Source organism: Saccharopolyspora sp. NPDC045839, assembly GCF_056431645.1.
The window spans coordinates 78,725-102,726 of record NZ_JBWKKH010000020.1 but is presented as its reverse complement, the minus strand read 5'-3'; the positions used below and the strand labels follow the sequence as shown (position 1 = coordinate 102,726).

Annotated in this window: 16 protein-coding genes and 1 pseudogene; 7 read left to right on the top strand and 10 right to left on the bottom strand. The window is 71.3% G+C overall.

Annotated elements, in window-relative coordinates:
* Positions 1-79 precede the first annotated feature (79 nt).
* Together AC07EQ_RS25865 and AC07EQ_RS25860 are read left to right on the top strand one after the other, a co-directional pair.
* Positions 80-1,489 carry an MFS transporter gene (locus AC07EQ_RS25865; protein WP_478390468.1) on the top strand — a complete coding sequence of 470 codons (1,410 nt, stop codon included), beginning with the start codon at positions 80-82 and terminating at the stop codon, positions 1,487-1,489.
* 496 nt (positions 1,490-1,985) lie between these two features.
* Entirely contained in the window at positions 1,986-2,324 is a 339-nt protein-coding gene (locus tag AC07EQ_RS25860; RefSeq protein WP_358569346.1) for an RNA polymerase-binding protein RbpA, read from the top strand.
* A 72-nt stretch (positions 2,325-2,396) separates the two neighbouring features.
* Here the strand turns inward: AC07EQ_RS25860 and AC07EQ_RS25855 are convergent, their stop codons facing one another.
* The 6 genes from AC07EQ_RS25855 to AC07EQ_RS25830 form a co-directional block, all read right to left on the bottom strand.
* Positions 2,397-3,182 carry a polyprenol monophosphomannose synthase gene (locus AC07EQ_RS25855; RefSeq protein ID WP_478390467.1) on the bottom strand — a complete coding sequence of 262 codons (786 nt, stop codon included), beginning with the start codon at positions 3,180-3,182 and terminating at the stop codon, positions 2,397-2,399.
* Positions 3,183-3,236: 54 nt separating this feature from the next.
* Positions 3,237-4,802 carry an apolipoprotein N-acyltransferase gene (lnt, locus tag AC07EQ_RS25850; protein ID WP_478390466.1) on the bottom strand — a complete coding sequence of 522 codons (1,566 nt, stop codon included), beginning with the start codon at positions 4,800-4,802 and terminating at the stop codon, positions 3,237-3,239.
* Positions 4,803-4,983: 181 nt separating this feature from the next.
* Positions 4,984-6,507, bottom strand: a complete 1,524-nt coding sequence (locus tag AC07EQ_RS25845) for an AMP-binding protein (RefSeq protein WP_478390465.1) — start codon at positions 6,505-6,507, stop codon at positions 4,984-4,986.
* Positions 6,504-7,256, bottom strand: coding sequence for an enoyl-CoA hydratase/isomerase family protein (locus tag AC07EQ_RS25840; RefSeq protein WP_478390464.1), 753 nt, complete (start codon positions 7,254-7,256; stop codon positions 6,504-6,506). Before AC07EQ_RS25840 ends, AC07EQ_RS25845 begins: the two co-directional genes overlap by 4 nt.
* 11 nt (positions 7,257-7,267) lie before the next feature.
* On the bottom strand, positions 7,268-7,711 hold the full coding sequence (locus AC07EQ_RS25835) for an acyl-CoA thioesterase (RefSeq protein WP_478390463.1): 444 nt from the start codon (positions 7,709-7,711) through the stop codon (positions 7,268-7,270).
* A gap of 137 nt (positions 7,712-7,848) precedes the next feature.
* Positions 7,849-8,550: a TetR/AcrR family transcriptional regulator gene (locus tag AC07EQ_RS25830; protein ID WP_132490060.1), complete on the bottom strand. Its 702-nt coding sequence runs from the start codon at positions 8,548-8,550 to the stop codon at positions 7,849-7,851.
* Between the two features lie 167 nt (positions 8,551-8,717).
* On the opposite strand from AC07EQ_RS25830, the gene AC07EQ_RS25825 reads away from it, so the two are divergent.
* The 4 genes from AC07EQ_RS25825 to AC07EQ_RS25810 all read left to right on the top strand — a co-directional run bounded on the left by AC07EQ_RS25825 (position 8,718) and on the right by AC07EQ_RS25810 (position 13,672).
* Positions 8,718-10,136 carry an amino acid permease gene (locus tag AC07EQ_RS25825; RefSeq protein ID WP_478390462.1) on the top strand — a complete coding sequence of 473 codons (1,419 nt, stop codon included), beginning with the start codon at positions 8,718-8,720 and terminating at the stop codon, positions 10,134-10,136.
* An 82-nt stretch (positions 10,137-10,218) separates the two neighbouring features.
* Positions 10,219-10,980: an alpha/beta fold hydrolase gene (locus tag AC07EQ_RS25820; protein ID WP_478390461.1), complete on the top strand. Its 762-nt coding sequence runs from the start codon at positions 10,219-10,221 to the stop codon at positions 10,978-10,980.
* A 73-nt stretch (positions 10,981-11,053) separates the two neighbouring features.
* Entirely contained in the window at positions 11,054-11,500 is a 447-nt protein-coding gene (locus AC07EQ_RS25815; RefSeq protein WP_478390460.1) for a DUF3574 domain-containing protein, read from the top strand.
* Positions 11,501-11,566: 66 nt separating this feature from the next.
* Positions 11,567-13,672: a hypothetical protein gene (locus tag AC07EQ_RS25810; RefSeq protein ID WP_478390459.1), complete on the top strand. Its 2,106-nt coding sequence runs from the start codon at positions 11,567-11,569 to the stop codon at positions 13,670-13,672.
* On the opposite strand, the gene AC07EQ_RS25805 is transcribed toward AC07EQ_RS25810, so the two are convergent.
* Entirely contained in the window at positions 13,663-15,357 is a 1,695-nt protein-coding gene (locus AC07EQ_RS25805; protein ID WP_478390458.1) for a hypothetical protein, read from the bottom strand. The two genes, AC07EQ_RS25810 and AC07EQ_RS25805, sit on opposite strands and share 10 nt — an antisense overlap.
* Before the next feature lie 107 nt (positions 15,358-15,464).
* Entirely contained in the window at positions 15,465-20,213 is a 4,749-nt protein-coding gene (locus tag AC07EQ_RS25800; RefSeq protein ID WP_478390457.1) for a CHAT domain-containing protein, read from the bottom strand.
* Between the two features lie 111 nt (positions 20,214-20,324).
* Between AC07EQ_RS25800 and AC07EQ_RS25795 the strand changes: the two are divergent.
* Positions 20,325-21,122, top strand: a pseudogene (locus AC07EQ_RS25795) (APH(3'') family aminoglycoside O-phosphotransferase); the annotation flags it as partial.
* A gap of 417 nt (positions 21,123-21,539) precedes the next feature.
* Here the strand turns inward: AC07EQ_RS25795 and AC07EQ_RS25790 are convergent.
* Positions 21,540-22,895, bottom strand: a complete 1,356-nt coding sequence (locus AC07EQ_RS25790; protein ID WP_478390456.1) for a vWA domain-containing protein — start codon at positions 22,893-22,895, stop codon at positions 21,540-21,542.
* Entirely contained in the window at positions 22,892-23,779 is an 888-nt protein-coding gene (locus tag AC07EQ_RS25785) for an AAA family ATPase (RefSeq protein WP_478390455.1), read from the bottom strand. The genes AC07EQ_RS25790 and AC07EQ_RS25785 overlap by 4 nt, the downstream gene beginning before the upstream one ends.
* Positions 23,780-24,002: the final 223 nt, after the last annotated feature.

Here is a 24,002-nt window from a genome sequence, read left to right as displayed (position 1 = left end):
ACGGACCTCCACCGCGTTCGTTGAGCCAGTAAGGTCCGGTTACCCCCAATCGAGTGATCTTGGCCGGAGGACCGAACGGATGAGCGTGATGGACAGCGACCTGGCACCGGACGCCGCGCGGCGGCGGCGCCGGGAACAGCGGGGTTGGTGCTGGTACGACTGGGCCAACTCGGTGTTCCCGACTTCGGTGACCACGGTCTTCCTCTCGCTCTACCTGACCTCGGTGGCGACCGAGGCCGCGAAGGCGGACGTCGCGCGCAACGGCCTGAACGCCTGCCCGCAGAACAACGCGCTGGTGCAGTGCGACATCTCGGCGTTCGGGCTGGTGTTCCCGGCCGGGTCGCTGTGGGGCTACCTGCTGTCGGTGGCCACCGTCGTGCAGGTGGTCGTGCTGCCGATCACCGGCGCGATCGCGGACCGGACGCAGAGCAAGCGGCTGATGCTGGGGATCTTCGCGTTCGGCGGCGCGGCGATGACGGCGCTGCTGGCGCTGGTCGGCGGGCAGAACTGGCAGCTCGGCGTGGTGCTGTTCATCATCGCCAACATCTGCTTCGGCGCCTCGGTGGTGGTCTACTACTCGTTCCTGCCGGAGATCGCCTCCGTCGACGAGCGGGACGACGTCTCCACGCGCGGCTGGGCGGTCGGCTACCTGGGCAGCGGTGCGGCGCTGGCCATGCACCTGGTGATCTACCTGGGCCACGACGCGGTCGGCATGAGCACGGAGACCGCGGTCCGGCTGATCTTCCTGTCCTCGGGCGTCTGGTGGGCCGTGTTCACGCTGCTGCCGCTGGCGGCGCTGCGTGAACACCGCGCCCCGGAGGGGGCCGTGCGCGGCCCGTCCGCGGTCACCGCGGGCTTCAAGCAGTTGATGACCACGTTCCGGGAGGCGAAGCACTTCCCGCTGACGCTGGCGTTCCTCGGGGCGTACTGGATCTACACCGACGGCATCTCGACGGTCACCCAGGTCTCGGCGCAGTACGGCAACCTGGAGCTCAAGCTCCCGCAGGACTCGCTGATCATCACGCTGCTGATCGTGCAGTTCATCGCCTTCGTCGGCGGGGTGCTGCACGGGGTGGTGGCGCGGCGCATCGGCGCGAAGAAGACGATCCTGATCAGCCTCGCCACCTGGCTGGTGGTGCTGGTCGCCGCGTATTTCGTGCAGGCAGGCCAGCAGATGCAGTTCTACGGCCTGGCGGTGGGCATCGGGCTGGTGCTCGGCGGCACCAACGCGCTGTCCCGGTCGCTGTTCAGCCAGATGGTGCCGCCCGGCCGGGAGGCCGAGTACTTCTCGCTGTACGAGGTGGGGGAGCGCTCCACGTCGTGGCTGGGCCCGCTGGTGTTCGCCGGGGTCGGGCAGGCGACCGGGTCGTTCCGGCTGGCCATCGTGTCGCTGGTGGTGTTCTTCGCGGTCGGGTTGGTGCTGGTCGCGCTGGTACCGGTGCGGCGGGCGATCGAGGCTGTCGGCAACCCGGCGCCGAAGGTTCTCTGACTCGTTCGGTGAATACGCAGCGTGTGCGGCGGGTGACGATGCGCGCCCGCCTCGCCAAGGCGGCGGCGTTGCTCCATGCTGGTGACAGGCGTGGCCGGGATTTTCGGCACGATCGGAATATGCCGGTACGCAGCGTTGTGACAACAGGGAACCAAGTATAGCTACATTCAGTTACCAATTTTCGCGTCTTGTCCGCCGTCCGTGTCGTGATCTCCGTCCCACTATGGTCACTTTCCCGAGATCCAGCTTGGCCATAGTGACTCATCATCTGGCACTATCACCCGTTCGAACGCACCTATAGATTGCGAGTGGGATAACGCGTCACGAACGCAGACCGACTGCATCTCTAGGGAGAAAGCCGTCGTTGATGGGTGAACAACGTCACCGACGGCAACCAGAAGTACTACACCGGGAACATACGGCGGGTCCCCCGTCGTTGCACACGGTGAGCACAACCGCTCGGGCCAGGTCCCGGGCCGAAGTGAAAGGAACCGTCATGGCCGACCGCGTTCTGCGTGGCAGCCGGCTCGGAGCGGTGAGCTACGAGACCGACCGTAACCACGACCTCGCACCGCGCCGGACGGTGCGCTACGCCTGCCCCAAGAGCCACGAGTTCGAGGTGCCGTTCTCCGACGATGCCGAGGTGCCGCCGACTTGGGAGTGCCGCCTGCACGGCACCGAGTCGAAGATCATCGACGGCAGCGAGCCGGAGCAGAAGAAGGCCAAGCCGCCGCGCACCCACTGGGACATGCTGCTGGAGCGGCGCACCATCCCGGAACTCGAGGAGCTGCTCAACGAGCGCCTCGACCTGCTGCGGGCACGCCGCGGGCACTGAGCGACCAGGACCCGACGAAGCGCCTGGGGCATCCCGTCCCGGGCGCTTCGACGTGCCCGGATCCCGCGGTCGTCAGCGGCGGATGGAGCGCAGGACGCTCGCGGCCTGGTTGCCGCGGCGGCGCAGGCCCCACTTCGTCACCCTGATGAGGGCTTCGCGCACCACTTCGGCGTCCATCTTCGAGCTGCCGAGCTCGCGTTCCACGAACGTGATCGGCACCTCCACGACCACGAAGCCGGCCTCCACCGCGCGCCACGCCAGGTCCACCTGGAAGCAGTAGCCCTGTGAGGCGACGTTGTGCAGCTGCAGCGTCTCCAGGACCTCCCGCCGGTACACGCGGTAGCCGGAGGTGATGTCGTTGATCGACACGCCGAGCGCCAGCTTGGAGTACACGTTGGCGCCGCGGGACAGCAGCGCCCGGTACCAGGGCCAGTTCACCGTCCGCCCGCCGGGCACGTAGCGCGAGCCCAGCACCACGTCCGCGCCGGTGCCGTCCGGGCCGAGCATGCCGATCAGCCGGGGCAGGTCCTCGGGCGAGTGGGAGCCGTCGGCGTCCATCTCGATGATCGCGCCGTAGTCCCGCGCCAGCGCACACTCGAAGCCCGCCACGTACGCCGCGCCGAGCCCGGCCTTCTCGCTCCGGTGCAGCACGTGCACCCGCTCGTCGTCGGCGGCGAGCCCGTCGGCCACCTCGCCGGTGCCGTCCGGGCTGCCGTCGTCGACGACCAGCACATGCGCTGAGGGCAGCGCGGCGAACAGCCGCCGCACGATCGGCTCCAGGTTGTCCCGCTCGTTGTAGGTGGGGATCACCACCAGGGCCGAGTCGTCACCGGCTCCGGGGGCTTGCCGGTTCGCCATCCATGTCCTCCTAGCCGGCCCGCTCGGCCGGCCGTGCACTCGTATTGGTCGGGTTCAGACGTCCGCGGTCCGCCGGGGCCGCCACCAGGACAGCGCCACCGCGCCGACGCCCAGCACGACCAGTGTCCACATCGGAGCGCTGCCCAGCCGGGTGGCGAGCGTCTGCGTCGAGCGCAGCGGTACCTCGGCGATGAGATTCTGCGCGGTGAACAGCTCGGTCTGCTGGGTCACGGTGCCGTCCGGCTGAACCACGGCGCTGACGCCGCTGGTCGCCGCCACCAGGACCGCCCGCCCGTGCTCCACCGCGCGCAGCCGGGACATCGCCAGCTGCTGGTAGCTCATCTCGGAGTGGCCGTACCAGGCGTTGTTGGTCGGCACCGCGAGCAGCGTCGCGCCTTCCTGGGCCGCGCCGGTGAACACGTCGTCGTAGGCGACGTCGTAGCAGATCCCGACGCCCAGCCGGACGCCTCCGACGTCGAGCACGCCCGGCTTGTCGTCGGGCACCATGTCCGAGCGGAAGCGGTCCACGAACGGGCTCACCAGCCGCGCCACCGGCCGCATCGGGATCGTCTCGGCGAAGGGCACCAGGTGCTGCTTGACGTAGCGGTCGCCCGCGCCCGTCGCCGGATCCCACCGGACGACCTGGTTGCGCAGGGCGCCGTCGGGGTCCTTGCCGAGGCCGCCGACCACGAGCGGGACGCCGAGCTGCGCGGCGACGCCGGAGAGGTCCGGGTCGGTCTGGCTCGGCCCCCAGCTGCCGACCTGCTCGGGCAGCACGACGAAGTCGAGAGGGCCCTTCGCCTGGTCGGCGGCGAGCTGCTGCGCGGCCGCGATGTGGTTGGCGTGCAGGACGTCGTCCTCGTACAGCAGGCCCAGCCCCAGATTGGGCGCGTTGCCCTGCACGATCGCGACCCGGGCGGTTCCGGCGTTGGGGTCGGTGCCGATGAAGGGCAGCATGGCGAGGCCGGCCATGACCGGCACGAGCACTGCGGCCAGCGGTGCGGCCCAGCGGCGCGGGGTGCGCGCGCGGCGGGCGAGCTCGGCCAGGCCACCGCCGACCACCGCGACGGCGAAGGACACCACGGCGCTGCCGCCGAGCGCGGCCAGCGGCAGGAACAGGCCGGTGTCCTGGGTGAATGCCAGCTTGCCCCACGGGAAGCCGCCGAAGGGCACGGCCGAGCGCAGCGCCTCGGCGGCGACGAACACCGCCGCCATCCACACCGGCGCTCCCGGCAGGCGGCTGACACGCGCCATCCCGGCGCCGCCGAGCGCGACGAACAGCGCCTGCACACCCGCCACGCCCAGCCACGGCCACGGGCCGAAGTCGGCGCCCAGGAAGTCCTGCAGCCAGCCCAGCAGCGGCAGCAGGAACGCGAAGCCGAACAGCAGGCCGTAGCCGAATCCGGCGCGGGCCTTGCGGCCGCGGAGCACCGCCGCGAACACCGCGAACGCGATCGGCGCCAGCCACCACAGCTCGCGCGGGGGAGAGCCCGCGTAGAGCGCGAAGCCGGCGGCGCCGACCGCGAGCATGCGCAGCCAGACCGCGCCGACCGATCGACCTGCAGCCTTGCTGCGGCCCGGCCGCTCAGCGCGCTGCGGACGAGCCGTTGGGACAACCACCCGATCAACCTTCTCGGTGCCGCGGTCCCGGCCAGGCCAGGACGGAAACGTTCTGTCGGTTCGTGCGCGGGCAGGCCGGCGCGCACCAAACAAATGTACGCCGGATGGTGGACCCGGAGCCGCAGTGGGCAGAGGGGACAGAACGCTCAACGGGGCCGCGGGCAGTGCTGACCCGCGGAGATCACCAGGTTCGGCTGTCGTGGGTGACCGCCTCCTCGTCGCGGAGCTCGGCGCGCAGGACGGCCTTGGCGACGCGTTCCGAGGCCGTCATCGGCAGCCGGTCGCGGAAGGTCCAGTAGCGCGGGACCTTGAAGTAGGCGAGCTGGGTGGCGCAGAAGTCCGCCAGCTCGCGAGGATCGCACGGCTCGCCGCGGAGGACGACCACCGCGTGCACCTCCTCGCCGCGCAACTCGTCCGGCTCCGGCAGGACCGCGGCCACGTCGACCGCCGGGTGCAGCTGCAGCACGCGCTCGACCTCGGCGGCGGCGATGTTCTCGCCGCTGCGGCGGATCATGTCCTTGGTGCGGCCCGCGTAGTAGACGCGGCCCTCGTCGTCCATCCGGGCCAGATCGCCGGTGTGGAACCAGCCCGCCCGGAAGGCGCGTTCGGTGGCCTCCGGATCGCGGAAGTAGCCGTGCATCAGGCCGGTGCCGCGGATGGCCAGCTCGCCGACCTCGCCGCGCGGCACCGGGGCGCCCTCGCCGTCGACGATCATGACCTCGCGGCCTGGCGCCGCCCGGCCGAGGCAGCCCGTGCCCACCGCGGCGTCGTGGTCCTGCGGGGTCATCCGGATGTCGCTGCCGGTTTCGGTCATGCCGAACGCCTCGAACCACGGGACGTCCCACCGCCGTTCGAGCGCGGCGTGCAGGTTCGGCGGGATCGCCGAGGCGCTGATCGCGCGCACCCGGTGTTCCCGGTCGGCAGGCGACGGGTCCTGGTCGAGCAGCAGCTTCGGCATCAGGCCCAGGCAGTAGAACCACGTGACGCCGTGCTCGCGGACCTTCGCCCAGAACGTGGTGGGGTGGAACCGGTCCAGCACCACCAGCCGCGCCCCGGCGGCGAGGCCGAGCGCGACGTTCCACTGCGGATCGATGTAGTGGAACGGCTGGGCGGTGAGGATCGTGTCGCGGTCGTCGATGCCGGGGAAGCCGTCGACCAGGCCGGACGCGAGCGTGGTCCAGTAGCGGTGGGGGAGCGCGCAGCCCTTGGGCGCGCCGGTGGTGCCCGAGGTGTACTGGATGTTCGCCAGCGCCTCCGGTGTCGGCGGCGCGCACCGGGGCGCTTCGGCGGCCGGGAGGTCGATCGCGTCGACGTCGAGGACTTGCCGCACCGAGGTGGCCTTCAGGACGCGGGCGAGCAGATCCGCGTGCTCGGCGGTGGTCAGCACGACCCGGGCCTGCGAGTGCGCGAGCACGTGGGTGGCGTCGTACTCCTGGTAGCGGTTGTTGACCGGGACCATCGCCGCGCCCAGCTTGGCCGCGGCGAGCCAGCCGAGCGGGAATTCCGGGCGGTTGTCCATCATCACCGCGACGCGGTCGCCCGCCGCCACGCCCGATCCGGCCAGCAGCGCGGCCAGCGCGTCGCTGCGGCGGTCGATCTCGGCGAAGGTGAGTTCGTGGCCGGTTTGGTCGAAGGTCCACGCGGTGCGATCCGGCCAGCGCCGGGCCGCGTCGCGGACGAGGTCGACGAGGGTTTCGGCGTTCATCGGGCGTCTCCCGTCCGGTCGGCCGCGAGCTCCTCGGTGCGGATCGCGTGCCGGATCTCCAGTCGCAGCGCCGATTCGAGGGCGTGGTCGATGCCCGCGTCCAAGGCTTCCTTGGCCATGGCCAAGGTGGCGCGCGGCCGCTCGGCCAGCCGTGCCGCCCACCGGTGCGCGGTCTCCAGCAGCGCGTCGCCCGGGACCACCGTGTTGACCAGCCCGAGCCGGTTCGCCTCGGCGGCGTCGATGGTGTCGCCGAACAGCAGGATCTCCTTGGCCTTGAGCGGGCCGACGAGCAGCGGCAGCAGCTTGGAGATGCCGCCGGTGACGCTGAGCCCGAGCCCGACCTCGGGGAAGCGGAACCGGGCGTCCTCCGCGGCGATCACCAGGTCGCAGCAGAGGGCGAATTCCGCACCCGCGCCGACGGCGTGCCCCTGCACCGCCGCGATGACCGGCGCCGGGCAGTCGCGGATCAGCCGCGTGACGTCCTGGATCCGGTCCAGCCGCGCCTGCACGGTCGCCGGATCCTCCGGCGGCGCCTTGAGGTCGTGGCCGGCGCAGAACGCGCGGCCGCGCCCGGTCAGCAGCACCGCGCCGACGCCCGCGTCGGTGATCGCGCCGAGCGCGGTGACGAGTTGTTCCACCAGGGCGGTGTTGACGGCGTTGAGGCATTCCGGCCGGTTGAGCCGGATGACGCCGACGTCGCCGGCGATCTCGGTCTCCACCACGGCACCGCCGGACTGGACTTCGGACAACGGCTTCCTCCTCAACTCTCGGGTGAACGCGGGCCGTGCAGCTGGGTCGCGTGCCAGGAGCGCAGCCGCTGCGACCACGGCTGCGGCCGTCCGTCGGCGCCCACCTTCACGATGGTCCGGGTGCCGGTGGCGTTCGGTTCCCGTCCGCAGTGGAAGGTCCAGATCGCGCTGGTCCGGCCCAGCTCGGTGAGCCGCAGCCGGACGAGCAGGTCGCCCGCGCCGGTCACCGGCGCGTGGAACTCGATCTGGAAGGCGCGGACCACGTAGTGCAGGTCGGGGTGCCGGCCGGCGATCGTCCCGGTGTCGTAGCCCGCGGCCGCGAACGCCGCCGTGGTCGCCCGCTCGACGTGCAGCGCGAACCGGGTGTTGTGCAGGTGCCCGTTGGGATCCAGCTCGTCGAAGTGCACCCGCGAGCGGTAGCCGATCGCGGGTGGGGTCCCGGTGCTGCCTGTCACGCCGCCTCCTCGCGCTCTGTCGATCGATCGATCGGTCGACAGCGTAGGATCGTCGCGGCGAGACCGCAAGACCGCCCGGAACGGGCGTGGCCCGGGTGGCGATGCCGCCACCCGGGCCACGCGTGGTGTCGCTCCGGTCAGTCCCGAGGCGCGCGGGCTCGCATCGACGGCAGGCGGATCTGCCAGATCTCCTCGATGAGACCGTGGATCTCGGCGGCATCCGGCAGTGGTGTAGCCGCGGCGCGCTTCGCCGAGACACCCAGCAGCTGCAGGGCCAGCTGCGCGTGCGCCGCGCCGATCGAGTCCAGGTCCATCTCGCCGGACGGCGAGTACCACTTCGCCACGCCCGAGCACATCTCCAGCACCGCCATCCGCGCGAACCGCTCGTCGGGGACCGAGAAGACGCCGCGCCGGCAGCCGTCGGCGATCGCGTCGCGCCAGAAGTCCTCGTAGCGGTCGCGGATCTGCACCATGGTGTCGCGGCGCTCGGGGCCGAGGACGCCGATCTCGTTGTCCACCACGGTGGTCTCGTCGCGGTGCAGCGCGTGCGTGAGCACGTGGACGTGCACGAGCCGGGCGATGACGGCCTGCGGTTGCGCGGCTTCGGCCGATACCCGCTCGGCCGCGGTGATCAGCCGGTCCAGGGACGCCTTCATGATCGAGAAGAGCAGGTCTTCCTTGGTGCCCATGTAGTGGTAGAGGGTCGCCGAGGACAGCCTGGCGGCCTCGGCGAGTTCCCGGATGCCGGTGCCGTGGAAGCCCTGTGCGGCGAACAGCCGGACGGCGGCCTCCCAAACCTGGCGCTGGGTGTCGTCGCCCGCGCGGACCTGTGCGCTCATCTCGTCGTGCTCCGGATTCCTCGGTCGATTGATCGATCAGCCCGACCTGCACGGTACCGCCGACGGGCCGGTTCGCCCGCGTCGCGCTCCTCTTGACCCCGCATCGGGGGAGAACTACGGTGCGACGCACCTCTCGATCGATCGATCGAACGAGCTTTGGAGGCGGGATGACCGATGAAGCGACTTCCCTCCGGCGGGCCCGTCCGCTAGCCGGCGGGGATCCCGGATCCTCGCCGGGCCTGCGGGCCGCTCTCGGCGACCGGCAGATGAGCATGATCGCGATCGGCGGCGTGATCGGAGCCGGGCTGTTCGTCGGCACCGGCAGCGTCGTCAACAAGGCCGGGCCCGCCTCGCTGGTCGCCTACGTGCTCTCGGGCCTGCTGGTCATCCTGGTCATGCGGATGCTCGCCGAACTGTCCGTGGCGGCACCGCGAACCGGCTCGTTCGCCAGCTACGCCACGCGCGAGTTCGGCGGCTGGAGCGGCCTGGCCATCGGCTGGCTCTACGCGTACGCGTGGTGCGTCACCGTCGGCGTCGAGGCGGTGATCGGCGGCGGGCTGCTCCACGACCTGGTGCCCGCGATCCCGGCCTGGGCCGCGGCCGTGGCGTTCATGGTCGTGCTGACCGCCTCGAACCTCGTCGCGGTGCGCGCCTACGGCGAGGTCGAGTTCTGGTTCGCCCTGGTCAAGGTCATCGCGATCGTCGGGTTCCTGGTGCTCGGCGTGCTGGCGATCGCCGGACTGCTGCCCGGCGTCGAGGCGCCCGGCGGCCAGAACCTGTTCGAGCGGGGCGGATTCGCGCCGAACGGCTGGTACGCGGTGCTGCCCGCGCTGCTCGTGGTGACCTTCGCCTTCAACGGGGCCGAGGTCGTCACGATCGCCGCCGGCGAGGCGAAGCGCCCGGCGGAGGCCGTGCGCAAGGCCATCCGCTCCACGGTGGTCCGCATCCTCGTCTTCTACATCGGCTCGGTCGCCGTGATCGTCACGCTGCTGCCGCACGCCGAAGCCGGCATCACCGACAGCCCGTACTCCGCGGTCCTCGACCGGCTGGGCATCCCGCACGCCGGGCTGATCATGGACATCGTCGTGCTCGTGGCGGTGCTGTCCTGCCTGAACTCCGGGATCTACACGGCGTCGCGCATGATGTTCGCGCTCGCCGGCAACGGCGACGCACCGCGCCTGCTCGCGCGCTCGAACTCCGCGGGCGTGCCGGTTCCGGCGGTGCTGCTGGTGGCGCTGGCCGGGCTGATCACCGCCGGGGCGAACTACTTCGTCAGCACGGGGGCGGTTTTCGACTTCCTGGTGGACTCCAGCGGCTCGGTGATCATCCTGCTCTACCTGTGCATCGCGGCGACGCAGCTGCGCAGCCGCGCCAGGGCGGCGCGCGAGGGCCGCAGCCTCCCGGTGCGCATGTGGGGCTACCCGTACCTGTCGTGGGGCGTGATCGCGGCGCTGGTGGCGCTGTTCGCCCTGCTGGCCTTCGACCCGTCGACCCGGCGATCGCTGCTGCTCACCATGGCGGTGGCGGCCGTCGCGGTGACCGCCGGAGTGCTGCGGCAACGCCGGAAATCCCACCCCGCCAGCTGAATCCGCCGACGGCGCGCCGGGCCACCCGAGGTTGACCGGTGCGCCATGCTGGTGGCCGGAAACTTCTCCGTTGGAGGTGGGAATGCCTGCTGGGCGTGAGGAAGTCGGCGTCGGGGAGCACCCGGTCATCGCGTTGCACGGTTGGTTCGGTTCGGGTCGGGCATGGCGGCCGCTGCAGCCGCACCTGGACGGCACCCGTTTCCGGTACGTCTTCCCGGACTACCGCGGGTACGGCGCCCGGGTCGGTGAACCCGGTGCGCACACGCTGGAAGAGGCCGCCGGGGACGTGCTCGCGCTCGTCGACGAGCTCGGCTTCGACCGGTTCTCGCTGATCGGCCATTCGATGGGCGGCGCCGTCATGCAGCGAGTCCTGGCCGACGCACCCGATCGGGTTCGCGCCATGGTGGGCGTTTCGCCGGTGCCCGCCGGAGGTGTGCCGTTCGACGAACAGGGCTGGGCGCTGTTCTCGGGCGCCGCCGCCGACGCCGGGAACCGGCGGGCCATCATCGACTTCACCACCGGCAACCGGCTGACCGGGGTGTGGCTGGACGCGATGGTGCGCCACTCGCTGGACTCCTCCGATCCGCGGGCCTTCGGCGACTACCTGTCGGCGTGGGCCAAGGCCGACTTCCAGGCCGAGATCGACGGCCGCGAGCTGCCGGTCAAGGTCATCGTCGGCGAGCACGACCCGGCGCTCGGCGAGTCGACGATGCGCGAGACGTTCCAGCGGTCGTACCCCGGGTGCGAGCTGGAGGTCCTGCGCAACGCCGGCCACTACGCGATCGACGAGACCCCGGTCGCCCTCGCCACCAGCATCGAGACCTTCCTGGCGAAGGCCGAATAGTCGCGGTGCGCCCGCGCATCCGGGCCGATATCCTCCAGCCGACCCGTTTATCCACTGTGGATGGAGAGCCCGGATGATCAAGTCGCCTGTTCGCCTGACCGCCGCGGTGCTGGCCGCTGGGCTCATCGGAGTGGGTGGCCCGGTGGCCTACGGCGCCCTCGGCGACGGGGCGCCATCCGAGCGGGCCGGGGCGGCGTACCTGGAGACCAGCCTGTTCTTCGGCACCGCCATGCCCGGCGGCGGCGAGCCGGTGTCGGACGAGCAGTTCCACGCGTTCGTCGACGAGGTCGTCACGCCGCAGTTCCCGGCGGGCCTGACGGTGCAGGACGGGTACGGGCAGTACCGCGACGCGCACGGCGTGATCGAGCGGGAGAAGTCGTTCGAGCTGGTCCTGCTCTACCCGGTCGCCGAGCACGACGCGAACGACCCGAAGATCGAGGGCATCCGGGAGCAGTACAAGAAGCGGTTCGCGCAGGAATCGGTGGCGCGCGTCGACGACCGCACCGCCGTCGACTTCTGACGGCCGCCGCAGGAAAGTCCGTGACATGCCGGATGTCGGCCATCACGAAGCGTTACCCTGGCCCGGGTGATCTCGGTGGGAGGGGAGCGGACGATGGCCGACGGCGGCAATCGGTTCGACGGTGCGGCGGACGCCGTCGTGCAGGGGCGCGATTTCCACGGCGACATCTACTTCTACCCGCCGAGCAGCCCCCAGGCGCCGCCACGGCAGGTCCCGCCGCCGAGCCGGTTCTACACGAACAACGAACGGCAGCTGGCCGAGATCACCAAGTTCCTCCGGCCCGGCGAGGCCCGGGACCACGAGCGGCCGGGCCTCGTCGTGCTCCGGGGCGATCCCGGCGGCGGTAAGAGCGCGACGGCCTACCAGTGGATCCACGAGCACGGCACGCACTACCAGGACGGCTTGTTCTACGCCTCCTTGACTGCCGGAACGCGCGAAACAGGCCTGGAGAGCGAGGCGTTGCACAACTGGCTTCTCGGCGTGGGCTACGCGCGGGACCAGATCCCGGCGACGTTGGACGGTCGTGCCGCCCTCTACCGGTCGTGGAGCACCGACAAGTGCGTGGCGGTCGTGATCGACGACGCGATCAGCGCTGCTCAGGTCCGCGCGTTGCTGCCGGGGATGGGCAATTCGGCCGTGCTGGTCACCGAGGCGCGTTCGCTGGGCGCGTTGCGGGCGAGAGCTGGAGCCGAGTTCGTTCCGCTCGACCCGTTGTCGGCGGACTCCGCGCGGCTGCTCGTGTTCCGGATCGTCGGCGAGACCCGGGATCTGGCCCGGGAATCTGAGCGGGTCGACGAGTTGATCGGCCTGTGCGAAGGCCAGACCACCGCGCTGTGCGTTGCCGCTTCGCTGCTGGTGGAGTTCCCGGACCGGCCGGTGGCCCGGTGGGTGCGCGAACTCTCGCGGGAAGGCAGGCGCCTGGCTGCGCTGTCCCGCGACGAGAACCTGTCGGTGCTCGCAGTTTTCAACACCGCTGTGGGGCGTCTCGACGAGCATGCCCAGCAGGTGTACGCGGCGTTCGGGCAGCATCCCGGAACGGGTGATGTGAGCCTGGCGGCGTTGTCGGCCGCCGTCGCCTTCGACGAGGACGACGTTCAGGATGCGCTGGACCGGTTGTGCGCGGCGCATCTCGTCCGCGAAGTCGGCGACGACCGCTACTTCGCCTACAGCCTGGTCCGCGAGCATTCCCGCGCGCGCTTCCCCGACGCCGCGATGCGGACCCGTTTCGACGAGTTCTACCTGCGCAGGGCCATCGCCGCCGGCCACGCGGTACAGCCCAAGCGCGGTTGGCTGGAAAAGTTGTGGCCGGAACTGCTCGGCGAACTGGCCGACTCCAGCGGTGATGGATGGGCTTGGCTGGACGCCGAGCGGGCCAACGTGCTCGCCGTCGCCCGCGGGCTTCACGGCAGCGGCAGCGAGCGGCTTTGCCAGCTGGCCGTGGCGTTGTGGCCGTTTCAGGAGCAGGCCAAGTACGTCGAGGACATGGACGTGCTCAACAAGAACGCCGCCGAGGTGGCAGTCGCGCGAGACTTGACCTTTGCCGCCGGACTCGCCGTTGTCCAGCGCGGATTCGCCTTCCGGACCCGAGGCGAATACGACAAGGCGGCGACGTTGTTCGCCGAAGGAGAGGAGCTGGCCCGCCGGAGCGAGCGCGTCGACCTGGCCGCCACCGCCGTGGAGTCGCTCGGCATCAGCCAGCGGGACCAGGGCGACCACGGCGAAGCGCGGATCGCGTTGCGGCGGAACATGGAGATGGCTGAGGTGCTGGACGTTCCGCGGCGCACGGCGCTGGCGCGGATGCACCTGGGCTCCGTCGATGAGCCCGAGGCCGGTGTGCGGCTGCTCGACCAGGCGCTCAGCACGTTCGAGGCACTCGGTGAGGGTTACAACGCGGCGAAAACCCGGATGTGGCGCGGAAAGCGGCTCATCGAGCTCCGCCGGTACGCCGACTCGGAAGCGGACCTGACCTCGGCCCTGGCGTACATGACCGCCCACCACAAGCACTTCGACCGGGGGCAGATCCTGCTCTTCCTCGGCGAGAACGCGCATGCGGCGGGCGATGCAGCGGCTGCGCGGCAGCACTTCATGGATGCCGTTGCGCTGTGCCGGATGCGGGGTTTCGCCGAACTCGCCCAGCGGGTGCACGGCCGGCTCGACGAGGATCAGTCCTGAGCGCGGACTTCGAGCCGGACCGGCTCGACGCGGCGGCCGAGCCGGATTCGGGTCAGCTCGGGTAGTTCGTGCAACGATCTGCCGGCACACAGCCAGGCGTGCACGAGGGCGGCGCAGACCGGCCCGAGGTCATCGGCACCGCGCCAGCGCACCACCGGCTGGTCGGCACCGGTGACGATCCACGCACCTGCGCGGTCCCGGGCCGCGCCCAGCAGGCAGCCGGGGAGCCCGGCCAGCGACGAGCGGATCCACGACAGGGGATCGTCGTGCCGGTCGTCGTCGACGAGCACCTCGGCGAGCTCCAGCCAGCGGCGGTCCGGCTCGGCCGAGTCCGTCACCAGGATCCCGTCGCGAATCGAGTCCAACGCGGCGGCGGGGAAGCGGACAGCCGACGCGCCGTGCTCGTCCAGCCGCAGCCGCACCAGCTGGCTGCCGACCGCCGGGACGTCCACTGCGGGCAGTGGGACGGCCGCGGAATCGGCTGGAGCGGCGGGTTCTTCCAGTTCCAGGCGGGTGTAGACCTCGGCGCGCAGCAAAGCGGCCGACTCTCCCGGAGCTGACGTGACCAGCTCGGTGATGTCCGCGTATCGCGCGGCCGAATGGTCGCCGATCGTGTCCTCCAGCTGTTCCCGCAGCGCGGCGTGTTCGTCGAACCGCGGTGCCGCGCGCAGCAGGGCGGCGATCGGGGAAGCCGCATCGACCGTATCTTCCGGCCAGGCCGCCAGCAGGACCGGTGTGCCGAGCGCGGCGGAGTAGAACGTCACCGAACCGTGGTCGCCGATGGTGACATCCGCGGCGACCAGCGCCGCGCGCCAGCCTTCCTCCGGCGGCAGCACCACCACTCCGGCGCGGGCGCACTCGGCGAGCCACATGCGGACCTGCCACGGCGAATGCCCGTGCCAGATGTTCGGGTGCAGCGCGACGACGACGCGGTACTCGTCCAGCGGCAGCTCCCGGGCGAGGCGGAGCACCAGCGCCGGGTGCTGCCCGAACAAGGAAGCGCGGCCCCAGGTCGACGAGACGACGACGCAGCGCTGTTCCGGCCGGATCCCGAAGCGGTGCCGGTAGGCGTCGCGCAGCGGGCGGCCGGCCAGCATCCGGTCGAAGCAGGGATCGCCCGCCACCAGCGCCGCTTCGAGGGCGGCCGGGCAGTACCGCGCCAGCCGGTCGCGCTGCTCGTGGTGCGACAGCACCGCTACCGACGGGACGAGCTCACCGTCGTGCAGCAGCCACGCATCGGAAAGACCGAAAACCGGATTCTTGGATTCTTGGATTCTTGGATTCTTGGATTCTTGGATTCTTGGATTCTTGGATTCCAAGAATTTATTGTATCCCATTCCGTGGGGCAGAATGATCAATGGCGCGTGGATTTCGTGCTGCGGTCCGCCGTAGCTGGCCGACACGGCGAGGTCGAAGGAGTCCGAGGTGGCCGTCTCCCAGTCGACCGGCGTGATCCCGCGACCGGCGAGGAATTCCGCGGTGCCGGTGGTGAAAGCGCTGGATCCGATGCAGGTGAACACCGTCTGGATGCGCGGGTCGCCGGCCCAGAGCGGGACCACGTCGAGCAGCCGCGTGGCGGCGGTGACGTTGTGCACGACGACCAGCACTCGCCGGTCCGTCGAGACGGTTCGCCACTGCCTGCCCGGCTCCCCGATCAGCAGGTCGTCCCACTTCAGCGCAGACACCGCGCCATCCTATCCGCTGCTTCGCACGAGCCGGTCGGCTGTGACCAGGTGGTGGGCGACGGCACTCGTGAATTCTGCCATCGCCGATGGTGATCCATAGTGGACGTTCAGCGGCCGTGGTAGGTGAATGCCGCCCAGCGCATCGGTGGCGTCGGGTCGATTTCCGCGAAGTGCTCGGTCAGTTCCGCCGGTGCTCCCGGGACCGGTCGGCGGTCGGGGTCGAGCATCCACAGCTGGGCGGCGCGCAGGGCCTCCGCCGGGTCTGGGCGGTTCGTGTTCAGGTGGTGGTGGAACACGATCATGAACGTCGCCGTGGCCAGGTCGTCGATCTCCCACTTGGTGCCGACCACGCCGCTGGCGCCCGCGGCGAGGAACGCCGTGGCCAGGGTCAGGACCTCGTCGTGCGCGCGGATGGTCAGGTCGCTGGCGCACGCCGCGAGCACGACCAGCGCCGCGTGCGGTCCGCTCTCGTGGTGCTGGCGCAGGATGTCGCGCACCGGCAGGGCCCGGCCGGCGCCGAGCCGCAACGCGGATTCGACCGGGATCTCGGCCTGATCGGCGTGGCAGCTCAGGTGCAGCAGCGACGCGTCCGGGAGCGCGGCCAGGACGTCCTCCGGCGTCGGCACCGAGCGGCGGCGCGGGCCCGGGCGGCCGAGGTAGCTGCCGTCCGGGTAGTGGGCGTCGTGGATGTGCCCGAGCTCGTGGCGCGTCCAGTGCAGTTCGGGCGTGCGCACCAGGACCGGTTTGTGCGGCCAGGGCCGCGGGTGCCGGCGGGCGGCCTCCACGAACTGGCGCGCCGAGGCGGCATAGGCGATGACGACGTCCTGGCAGGCGTAGCGGATGTCGCCGGCCGGTGCCCGGCGGCGGGCCGCGTGCCACGGCACGACGGTGAATTTCCCGGTCGGCACCAGCACGATCCGGGGCGTGCCGGGATCGTCGAGCCACTCCAGGAGGGGCCCGAGCGCGGCCTCCCACGCCCAGTCGCACACAGCCTCCAGCGCGGCCTGCCACGGCTGCTGCGCCGCCGCGCCGACGCTGGCGAGTTCTCGCTGCAGCAGGTCGAAGTGCCGGGCCGCCTCGTGGTGCTCGGACAGCTGCGGGCAGGGGAGCCGGTGGATGGTCCCGCGGTCGGTGACCAGCACCGCCTCCCCTTCGATCAGGTACACCAGCGCCCGGGTGCGCCGTGCCCGCAGCTCCGCGCCGATGTCGGCCACCGCCGTGGCCGAGACCAGTTCGTCGTCCGCATCGGTGCCTTCGAGCGCGCGGAACACCTTGTGGCGCAGGTCGCTGGGCAGCGGGCTCTTGGTCGGATCCGTCCACTCGGCATGGGTGTCCCACGGCTGTCGCCGGTCGACCTCGGCCTCCCAGCGGTCCGCCAGATCGGGACTTCCGTTGGCGCGCAACAACTCCGGCATGCTCGCCGCGGTGGTGGCAGCGTGCAGCACCATGCCGCGTCCCAGCTCCAGCGCCCGGATCGCGGACTCCGGTCGTTCCGCGTCGAGGCACCTGCGCGCGGTGCGAACGGCCCTGCCGGCCGCATCCGCCGCGGCGTGCATCGCGCGGCCGGGGCTGGACTGCAGCAGAACGCCGCGGGCGCGCACCCGAAGCGCTTCCAGGCTCGTCTCGATCGCCCGCTGCTGGTCGCCGCGCTCCGGATCGTCGCGGTGCCGGTAGTTCATCGCGAGCAGATCCAGGTCGCCGGCCAGGAAATCGCTGGATCCCGAGCGGAAGTCGGCCACCAGCCGCTCCAGCCCTTCGATGGCGGGGTCGAGGGCGTCCGGCGACATGCCGCGCGCGAAGCGGGCCTGCCGCCCGAACGTCAGCAGCCGCATCGCCAGGTGCCGGTCGTGCGCCGGGCGCACCGGAGCCTCGACGACCTCCGCGAGCACCTCCAACCCGTAGTCCGCCAGCTCCAGATCTCCCGAGACCAGGCCGAAGCTCATGCAGAGGCTGGCGGCGCCGATGTTCTCGGTGGCGTAATCGGCCCGGGTCCGCGGCAGCCGCCGGGCCGCGTCCAGGGCCTCGCGGGCGCCGTCGAGGTCGACCTTCCCGGTGAAGCGACCGGCGGATCGCCGCCTCAGCTCGCGGACGAGGGCGATGCCCTCGGACACCCGCGCCTGATCCTCGGGTTCGAGGCCGGCCGTCACCGCGCCGACGCGGTCGGCGAGGGAGTCCAGCTGTTCCGCTGTCGGCAGGAGCTCGCTGTAGAGGGGAACCATGCCGAGCAGCCGCACCGACGCGGTGATCCTGGCTATCCACCGGATGCGGTCCTCCGGGACGAACCCCTCCAGGGCCGGGCGCAGGTCGCGGAGCACGACGTCCGGTTCGCCGATGGAGCTCTCCGCGACCCGGGCGGACACGTCGCTGACCAGGTTGGCGAGCGAGCTGCCGTCCGGCGCGTAGTAGCCGGCGGCTTCGACGTCCTCGCGGTTGCCCGTCAGCGCGAAGCGCACCAGGAGCATGCTGCCCAGGGTGGGCCCGAAGTCCATCCGCATCTCGTGCTCGGCGGGCAGGAGTTCGGTGGCGCGCTGGATGTGGCCGAGCGTCTCCTCCACGGACTCCAGGTCCACCTCCGCCTTCTCGTCGAAGGCGAGCAGGGTGTGGCTGAACCCGGCGGCGATGTTGTCGGACGGGTACTCGCGCACCACTTCCTCGGCGATCGCCCTGATCCGGGCCAGCGCGTCGGCGGGAACCTCGCCGTCGCGCCGGGCCTGCGTCAGCAGCGCCCCGGCCAGCCCGGCGAGCGCCTCGGCGCGCTCCGGATCGTCGTTCGGCATCGCGTTGACCTGCTGCTCCTGCCAGCCGACCAGCTCGGCCATCTCCTCGGCGCTCAACCCGGGCACTCCCTCGGCGGACAGCCGCTGCATGGTGACCAGCAGGCGGACCGGGGATTCGAACGGGAGGCCCGCCGTGGCGGCACTGATCAACCGGTCGGCATCGTCGCCCGCCAGTGCCGACTTGACGGCGCGGATGGCTTCCAGCTCCGCCGTGGTCAGCGCACCGTCCGCGGCGTCCTCGGAGACAGTGGCCAGGTCGTCGAGCGCAGCGGCGAGATCCTGCTTCTCGTCGGTGTTCCTCGCCCAGACGAGCAGCCGCAGCGCCGCGAGTTCGGGGCTCGACGCGTCCGCCGACACCGCGGCCAGGTGCCGCCGGGCCGTGGGGAGTTCGGCTTCGTCCAGGTAGTCGACGATCTCGTCGAGCTGGTCCACACCGAGCCGCTGCTGGCGGTGTTCGGCGGGCAGGTTCTTCGACAGCGCGAGGAACGCGATCCCCGTGTGGCAGGTGTCGCGCAGGTGGGTGCTGATATCGATGCGCTGCAACGCTTCTTCGAACGTCGCGATGGCGCTCCGGCGGTCGTCCTCGCCGCCTCCCAGCATGGTGAACCGGGCGAGCTGCATCGTCGCGCGGGCCATCGCCGCACGGCGGCGGAGTTCGCCGTCGGCGAGACCGGACAGCGCGACGTCCAGGTCGGCGATCGCCTCGTCGATGTGGCCCAGCTCGTCTGAATCGGCCACCAGATTGGCGATGATCATGCCGCTGCGGGCGAAGATCTCCGCGCTGCCCGGGGCACCGGCGGTCAGCTGCGGGCGCAGCTCGCGCAGGAGATCCACAGCGAGGCGCAGGTCGCCGCGCAACGAGTGCGCCAGCGCGAGTTGGTAGAGCGGGATGAGCTGCGCGCCCGGCTCGTGTTCGTGGATCGCCGCCATGCTCGTGGCGATCTCGATCGTCCTGGTGGGGTCGCCGTCGGTCAGGGCGGCGCGTTCCAGCAGCAGCGCGGAGATCCCGAGCAGGTCGCCGCTGACGGATTCCGCGTGGATGTCCGAGATCACCTTCCGGCGCAGCGCGACGATGGCTTCGTCGAGCTCGGCGAGCCGGGGGACCGACGTGGCCGGTCGCGGGTCCGACGAAAACGCGGCCCGGAGCACGACCGACCGGTACCTGCCGGGATCGCCGTCCGGGGCGTGCTCGATCAGCGTGCCCAGGTCCGCCGTCAGGACGTCCCAGTCGTGCGGTGTGGTCTCGGCTCCCTGCGCGAGCACGACGCCGACCCGTGCGGCGGCGATGTCCGGCATCGCGATCAGGTCGGCGGAGAGCGCGTCGAGATGCGCTCGCACGGCGCGGAGTTCGGACTTCGGCCGGCCGTTGAGGAGCTGCCGGAGTTGTTCGTCGGTGAGCTCCGCGCGGCGCGAGGCGGCCGGCAGGTCCTTGAGCAGGAAGAGCAGGGCGAGCTCGCGGTGGCAGACATCGCGGAGGTGGACCTCCGGCCACGCGAGGGATTCGGTGAACGTCGCGACCGCGCGCCGGTGATCGGCGGCGTCGCCGCCCAGCAAGCGGAACCTCGCCGCCCACAGCTGGGCACGGGTCAGCACGGCACCGCGCCGCAGGTCGCCGTCCGGGAGCTCGCCGATGGCGATGTCCAGATCCGCGATCGCCGCGGCGAAATCGGCCGGGTCCGCCAGCCGGACCACCGCATCGGCGATGATCAGCGCGCTGCGGGCGCAGATCTCGGCGCGCCCCGGGTGTTCCGCGGTGAGCAGCGACCGCAGCTGCCGCCAATATCCTGCGGCGGCGCGCAGATCGTCCTCGCCGCGGTGGGCCGCGCGCAGCAGGTGCGCCAGGCAGAGGTCGTAGAGCGGCGGGATGCGCGCGGGGGAGTCCTCGTCGAACGCCCCGGCCAGCCAGTCGGCGATTTCGATCGCCTCGGTCGGCTCCGCGCCGTCCAGTTCGTCGCGCTGCAGCAGCAGTTCCACCAGCTGGACGCTGGCGTAGTAGCGCTGCTCATCGCTGAGGTCGCCCTGCAGCTCTTCGCGCAGCGTGGCAATCGCTTCGGTGAGTTCCGCCGGAACTTCGGTCATCCTTGCTCCCTGCTACAGCATCCTCGGACCAAGCTAGCGCCTCTCGATCGCTGTCCAGCCCGGATTCGACCACGCGACACCGCATTTCCGGTCTCCGATAGGGTCGGGCATATGTCCGAATCGTTGCGCACCGTGCTTCCCGCCGGCCACGAGTGGCATCCCGTCCTGGACGGGGAGTCGGGTGCCGGCACCTTCCGCTCCGCGGACGGCTCGCGCTACGCCAAGTGCGTCGCGGCTGACCAGGCCGGAGAGCTCGAACAGGAACGGGACAAGGCCGATTGGCTTTGCGCCAACGGGATTCCCGGGCCCCGCGTCCTCGACTGGAGTGCCGGCGACGAGGGTGCGTGCCTGGTGACGAGCGCGGTGGCGGGCGTGCCCGCGAACGCGGTTCCGGCCGAAACCCTCGCCCGCGCCTGGGAATCCATCGCTGATGCCGTGCGACGCTTGCACGAGCTGCCCGCCGACTCCTGCCCGTTCAGCCGCGACCTGTCGAAGATGTTCGCGATCGCGCAGGACGTCGTCGCCCGCGGCGCGGTGAATCCCGAGTTCCTGCCGGTGGAACAGCAGCAGGAGGAGCCCGTCGCGCTGCTCGCGGACCTGGCCCCGCAGCTGCCGCAGCGGCTCGAACAGGAAGCCGCGGAGACCGTGGTCTGCCACGGAGACCTGTGCCTGCCCAACATCATCCTCGACCCGGACGCGCTGGAGGTGGCGGGTTTCATCGACCTCGGCAGGCTCGGCACGGCGGACCCCTACGCCGACATCGCGCTGCTGCTGGCCAATTCTCGCGAAACGTGGCCCGACGAGAGCAGCGCGTCCGTCGCGGACGAGACCTTCGCCCGCCGGTACGGCATCGAGCTCGACGCCGACCGGCAGCGGTTCTACCTGCACCTGGATCCGCTCACCCGGGGCGGATTCGCAAAGGCCGTTCGAGACTCCTGTTGGCCGGCGGCGCGGGTGACGGCCCCGCCACCCAGCGAGCCGCTCCGGGCCGACCGCAATTTCCATTGAAATCGAAGGTTCGATTTCCATTGAAATTGCGGACTTCCGGGTCGGCCCGCAGCCGCGGGTCGCAACGCCGCACGTCGATGAGGTTTCGCATGCGCCGTAGGCGCATAGCCCACCTACGACACTGGCACCGCCGCGGGTTCACTGTGCTCACCCCTCCGGGGTTCTCCCGGCGAGGACGGCCCCTCCGCCGTGTATTGGGCATACATCAGGAGGGGCATCCACAGTCCAGGGAGCCTCTGAGGTTCCGCCACCCGCGCCGCCACGCAAACTGAGGTTGGAAAACCTCATTGGAAATTGCGGTCTCCGAGTTCCGGTCTCTCAGACCGGGAGGAGGCGGGCGACCAGTTCGCTGAGGCGGCGGGCGTTGCGGCACTGGTGCATCTCGACGACCCCGGCGTAGGCGTGGGCCGCCGAATCGCCGGTCGACCAGCGGGGCGTCGGCTCGGGGTTGAGCCAGAACACGCGGCGCGCCCGGTCGACGACCTGCCCCAGCGCGGCCAGGTTCGGGTCCCAGCCGTTGGTGCGGGCATCGCCGAGTACCAGCACCGAGGTGCGCGGGCCGACCGCGTCCAGGTGGCGTTCGGCGAACTCGCCCAGGGCGGCGCCGTAGTCGCTGCTGTCGTGCCAGCCGGTCACCGCCGCCTCGGTGAGGATGCGGCGGCCGAGCTCCACCGGGTCGGCCGAGCCACCGGTGATCAGGCCGGTCACCTCGTCGGTGCGGTTGACGAAGGCGAACACCCGGACCTTGCTGAACTGGTCGTGCAGCGCCTGGACCAGCAGCATCGTGAAGTTCGCGAAACCCGCCACGGACCCGGAAACGTCGCACAGCAGCACGATTTCCGGTCGCCCGGGCCTGCGCCGCTGGTAGGCCGGACGCAGCGGCACGCCTCCGGTGGACAGCGAACGACGCAGCGTCCGGCGCAGGTCGATCCGGCCGCGAGCGGCCTGCCGGCGCCGCGCCGCGAGCCGGGTGGCGAGCTTGCGGGCCAACGGCTGCACCGCGCGGCGCAGGTCGGCGAGCTGCTCGCGCCCGGCGTTGAGGAAGTCGATCTGGTCGGCGCTGGGCGCGATGGCGTGCTTCGCGATCTGCTCCGTGCCGCGCAGTTCGGCCGAGCGGCGCCGGGCGTCGGTGCGCACCCGGTTGCGGAAGTCCTCGATGCGCCGCCGGATCTCGTCCCGGTCGAGCCGGTCGGTGAAGTCGGCGGCCTCACCGGCCCGCATCGCGGCGAGCACTCGCGCCAGCAGCGTCTGCGGCTGCAGCCGGTCGAGCGTCTGGTGCGCGGACCAGCCCTGCGGCCCGTCGCCCGAGCCGAACCGGCCGAGCGCGTCCACCGCTTCACCGGCGAGCTGGGTCATCGCCGACCGGTCGTTGGCGGCGAGCGCCTCGACCAGCCGCTGCTCCAGGTCCTGCTCGTCCCCGGTGCCTTCGGGGCGGCCGACGCCGAGCGGGAAGTAGAGGTCGAAGGTCGCGTCGAACACCGAGCGCTGCCGGTCGGTGCGCAGCAGCGCGGCGGCGAGGCCCTCGCGGATGCGCTCCCGGTCGGCCAGTCCGAGCACGTCCAGCGCGGCGGCGGCATCGACGGTTTCGCCCGGCCCGATGCGGATGCCGTGGGACCGCAGCGCCTGGGCGAACCCGGTCAGCCGCTCGGGGAGGCCGTTGATCGGCTCGGTCATCCCACGGTCAGCTTCTCGGTGGCCTTGTGGACGTCGTCCTGGTGCTTGAGGATCACGCCGAGGCTGTCGCGGACGATCGCCTCGTCCAGGCTGTCGGCGCCGAGGGCGAGCAGCGTGCGGGCCCAGTCGATGGTCTCGGCCACCGACGGCGCCTTCCGCAGCTCCATCCCGCGTAGCGCGCCGACCACCTCGACCAGCGAATCCGCCAGCGCGTCGTCGAGCCCGGGCACCTTCAGCCGGACGATCCGCTGCTCCAGCTCGGCGTCGGGGAAGTCGATGTGCAGGAACAGGCAGCGGCGGCGCAGCGCCTCGGAGAGCTCGCGGGTCGCGTTGGAGGTGAGCACCACGAACGGGCGGCGTGCCGCGGTGATCGTGCCCAGTTCGGGCACCGTCACCTGGAAGTCGCTGAGCACCTCCAGCAGCAGGCCCTCCACCTCGACGTCGGCCTTGTCGGTCTCGTCGATCAGCAGCACCGTCGGCTCGTCGCCGCGGATGGCGGTCAGCAGCGGCCGGGCGAGCAGGAACTCCTCGCTGAAGATGTCGGTGCGCGCCTCGTCCCAGGTCTCGTCGCGCCCGGCGGTGATCCGCAGCAGCTGCTTGGCGTGGTTCCACTCGTAGAGCGCGCGGGCCTCGTCGACCCCCTCGTAGCACTGCAGCCGGACCAGGCGAGCGCCGCCGACCTGCGCGACGGCCTTCGCCAGCTCGGTCTTGCCGACCCCGGCCGGGCCTTCCACCAGCAGCGGCTTGCCGAGCCGGTCGGCCAGGAACACGGTGGTGGCGACGGCGGTCGAAGCGAGGTAGCCGGCCTCGGCCAGCTTCGCGGACACGTCGTCCACGGACGAGAAGAACCCGGTCCCGGCCGCTGGTGCGCCGCCATCGGTCATGCCGCAAACTCCCGTCCACCCGGCCCGGCGTGCCCGGGCCCCACCGAACTGAACAGTTGCTCAGATGGCGTCACTTTGTCAACGAGGCTGTGCGTCACCCAACGCGCGGGGGTGGGTCGTCGTTTTCGCGCGAAACCGGCGCCGCGTCCTCACGAGGGCCGCCGGTTTCTCGCGAAAAACACGGTTTCTGCGCTCCTCGCTGGAGCGGCGGGGGACGGCGAAT

Bases quoted from the DNA above. Each gene is read 5' to 3' on its own strand.
- AC07EQ_RS25855 (WP_478390467.1), bottom strand. From the start codon at position 3,182: ATGGCGAACCGGCAAGCCCCCGGAGCCGGTGACGACTCGGCCCTGGTG.
- AC07EQ_RS25785 (WP_478390455.1), bottom strand. From the start codon at position 23,779: ATGACCGATGGCGGCGCACCAGCGGCCGGGACCGGGTTCTTCTCGTCC.
- AC07EQ_RS25845 (WP_478390465.1), bottom strand. From the start codon at position 6,507: ATGAACGCCGAAACCCTCGTCGACCTCGTCCGCGACGCGGCCCGGCGC.
- AC07EQ_RS25825 (WP_478390462.1), top strand. From the start codon at position 8,718: ATGACCGATGAAGCGACTTCCCTCCGGCGGGCCCGTCCGCTAGCCGGC.
- AC07EQ_RS25820 (WP_478390461.1), top strand. From the start codon at position 10,219: ATGCCTGCTGGGCGTGAGGAAGTCGGCGTCGGGGAGCACCCGGTCATC.
- AC07EQ_RS25865 (WP_478390468.1), top strand. From the start codon at position 80: ATGAGCGTGATGGACAGCGACCTGGCACCGGACGCCGCGCGGCGGCGG.
- AC07EQ_RS25860 (WP_358569346.1), top strand. From the start codon at position 1,986: ATGGCCGACCGCGTTCTGCGTGGCAGCCGGCTCGGAGCGGTGAGCTAC.
- AC07EQ_RS25790 (WP_478390456.1), bottom strand. From the start codon at position 22,895: ATGACCGAGCCGATCAACGGCCTCCCCGAGCGGCTGACCGGGTTCGCC.
- AC07EQ_RS25830 (WP_132490060.1), bottom strand. From the start codon at position 8,550: ATGAGCGCACAGGTCCGCGCGGGCGACGACACCCAGCGCCAGGTTTGG.
- AC07EQ_RS25800 (WP_478390457.1), bottom strand. From the start codon at position 20,213: ATGACCGAAGTTCCGGCGGAACTCACCGAAGCGATTGCCACGCTGCGC.
- AC07EQ_RS25815 (WP_478390460.1), top strand. From the start codon at position 11,054: ATGATCAAGTCGCCTGTTCGCCTGACCGCCGCGGTGCTGGCCGCTGGG.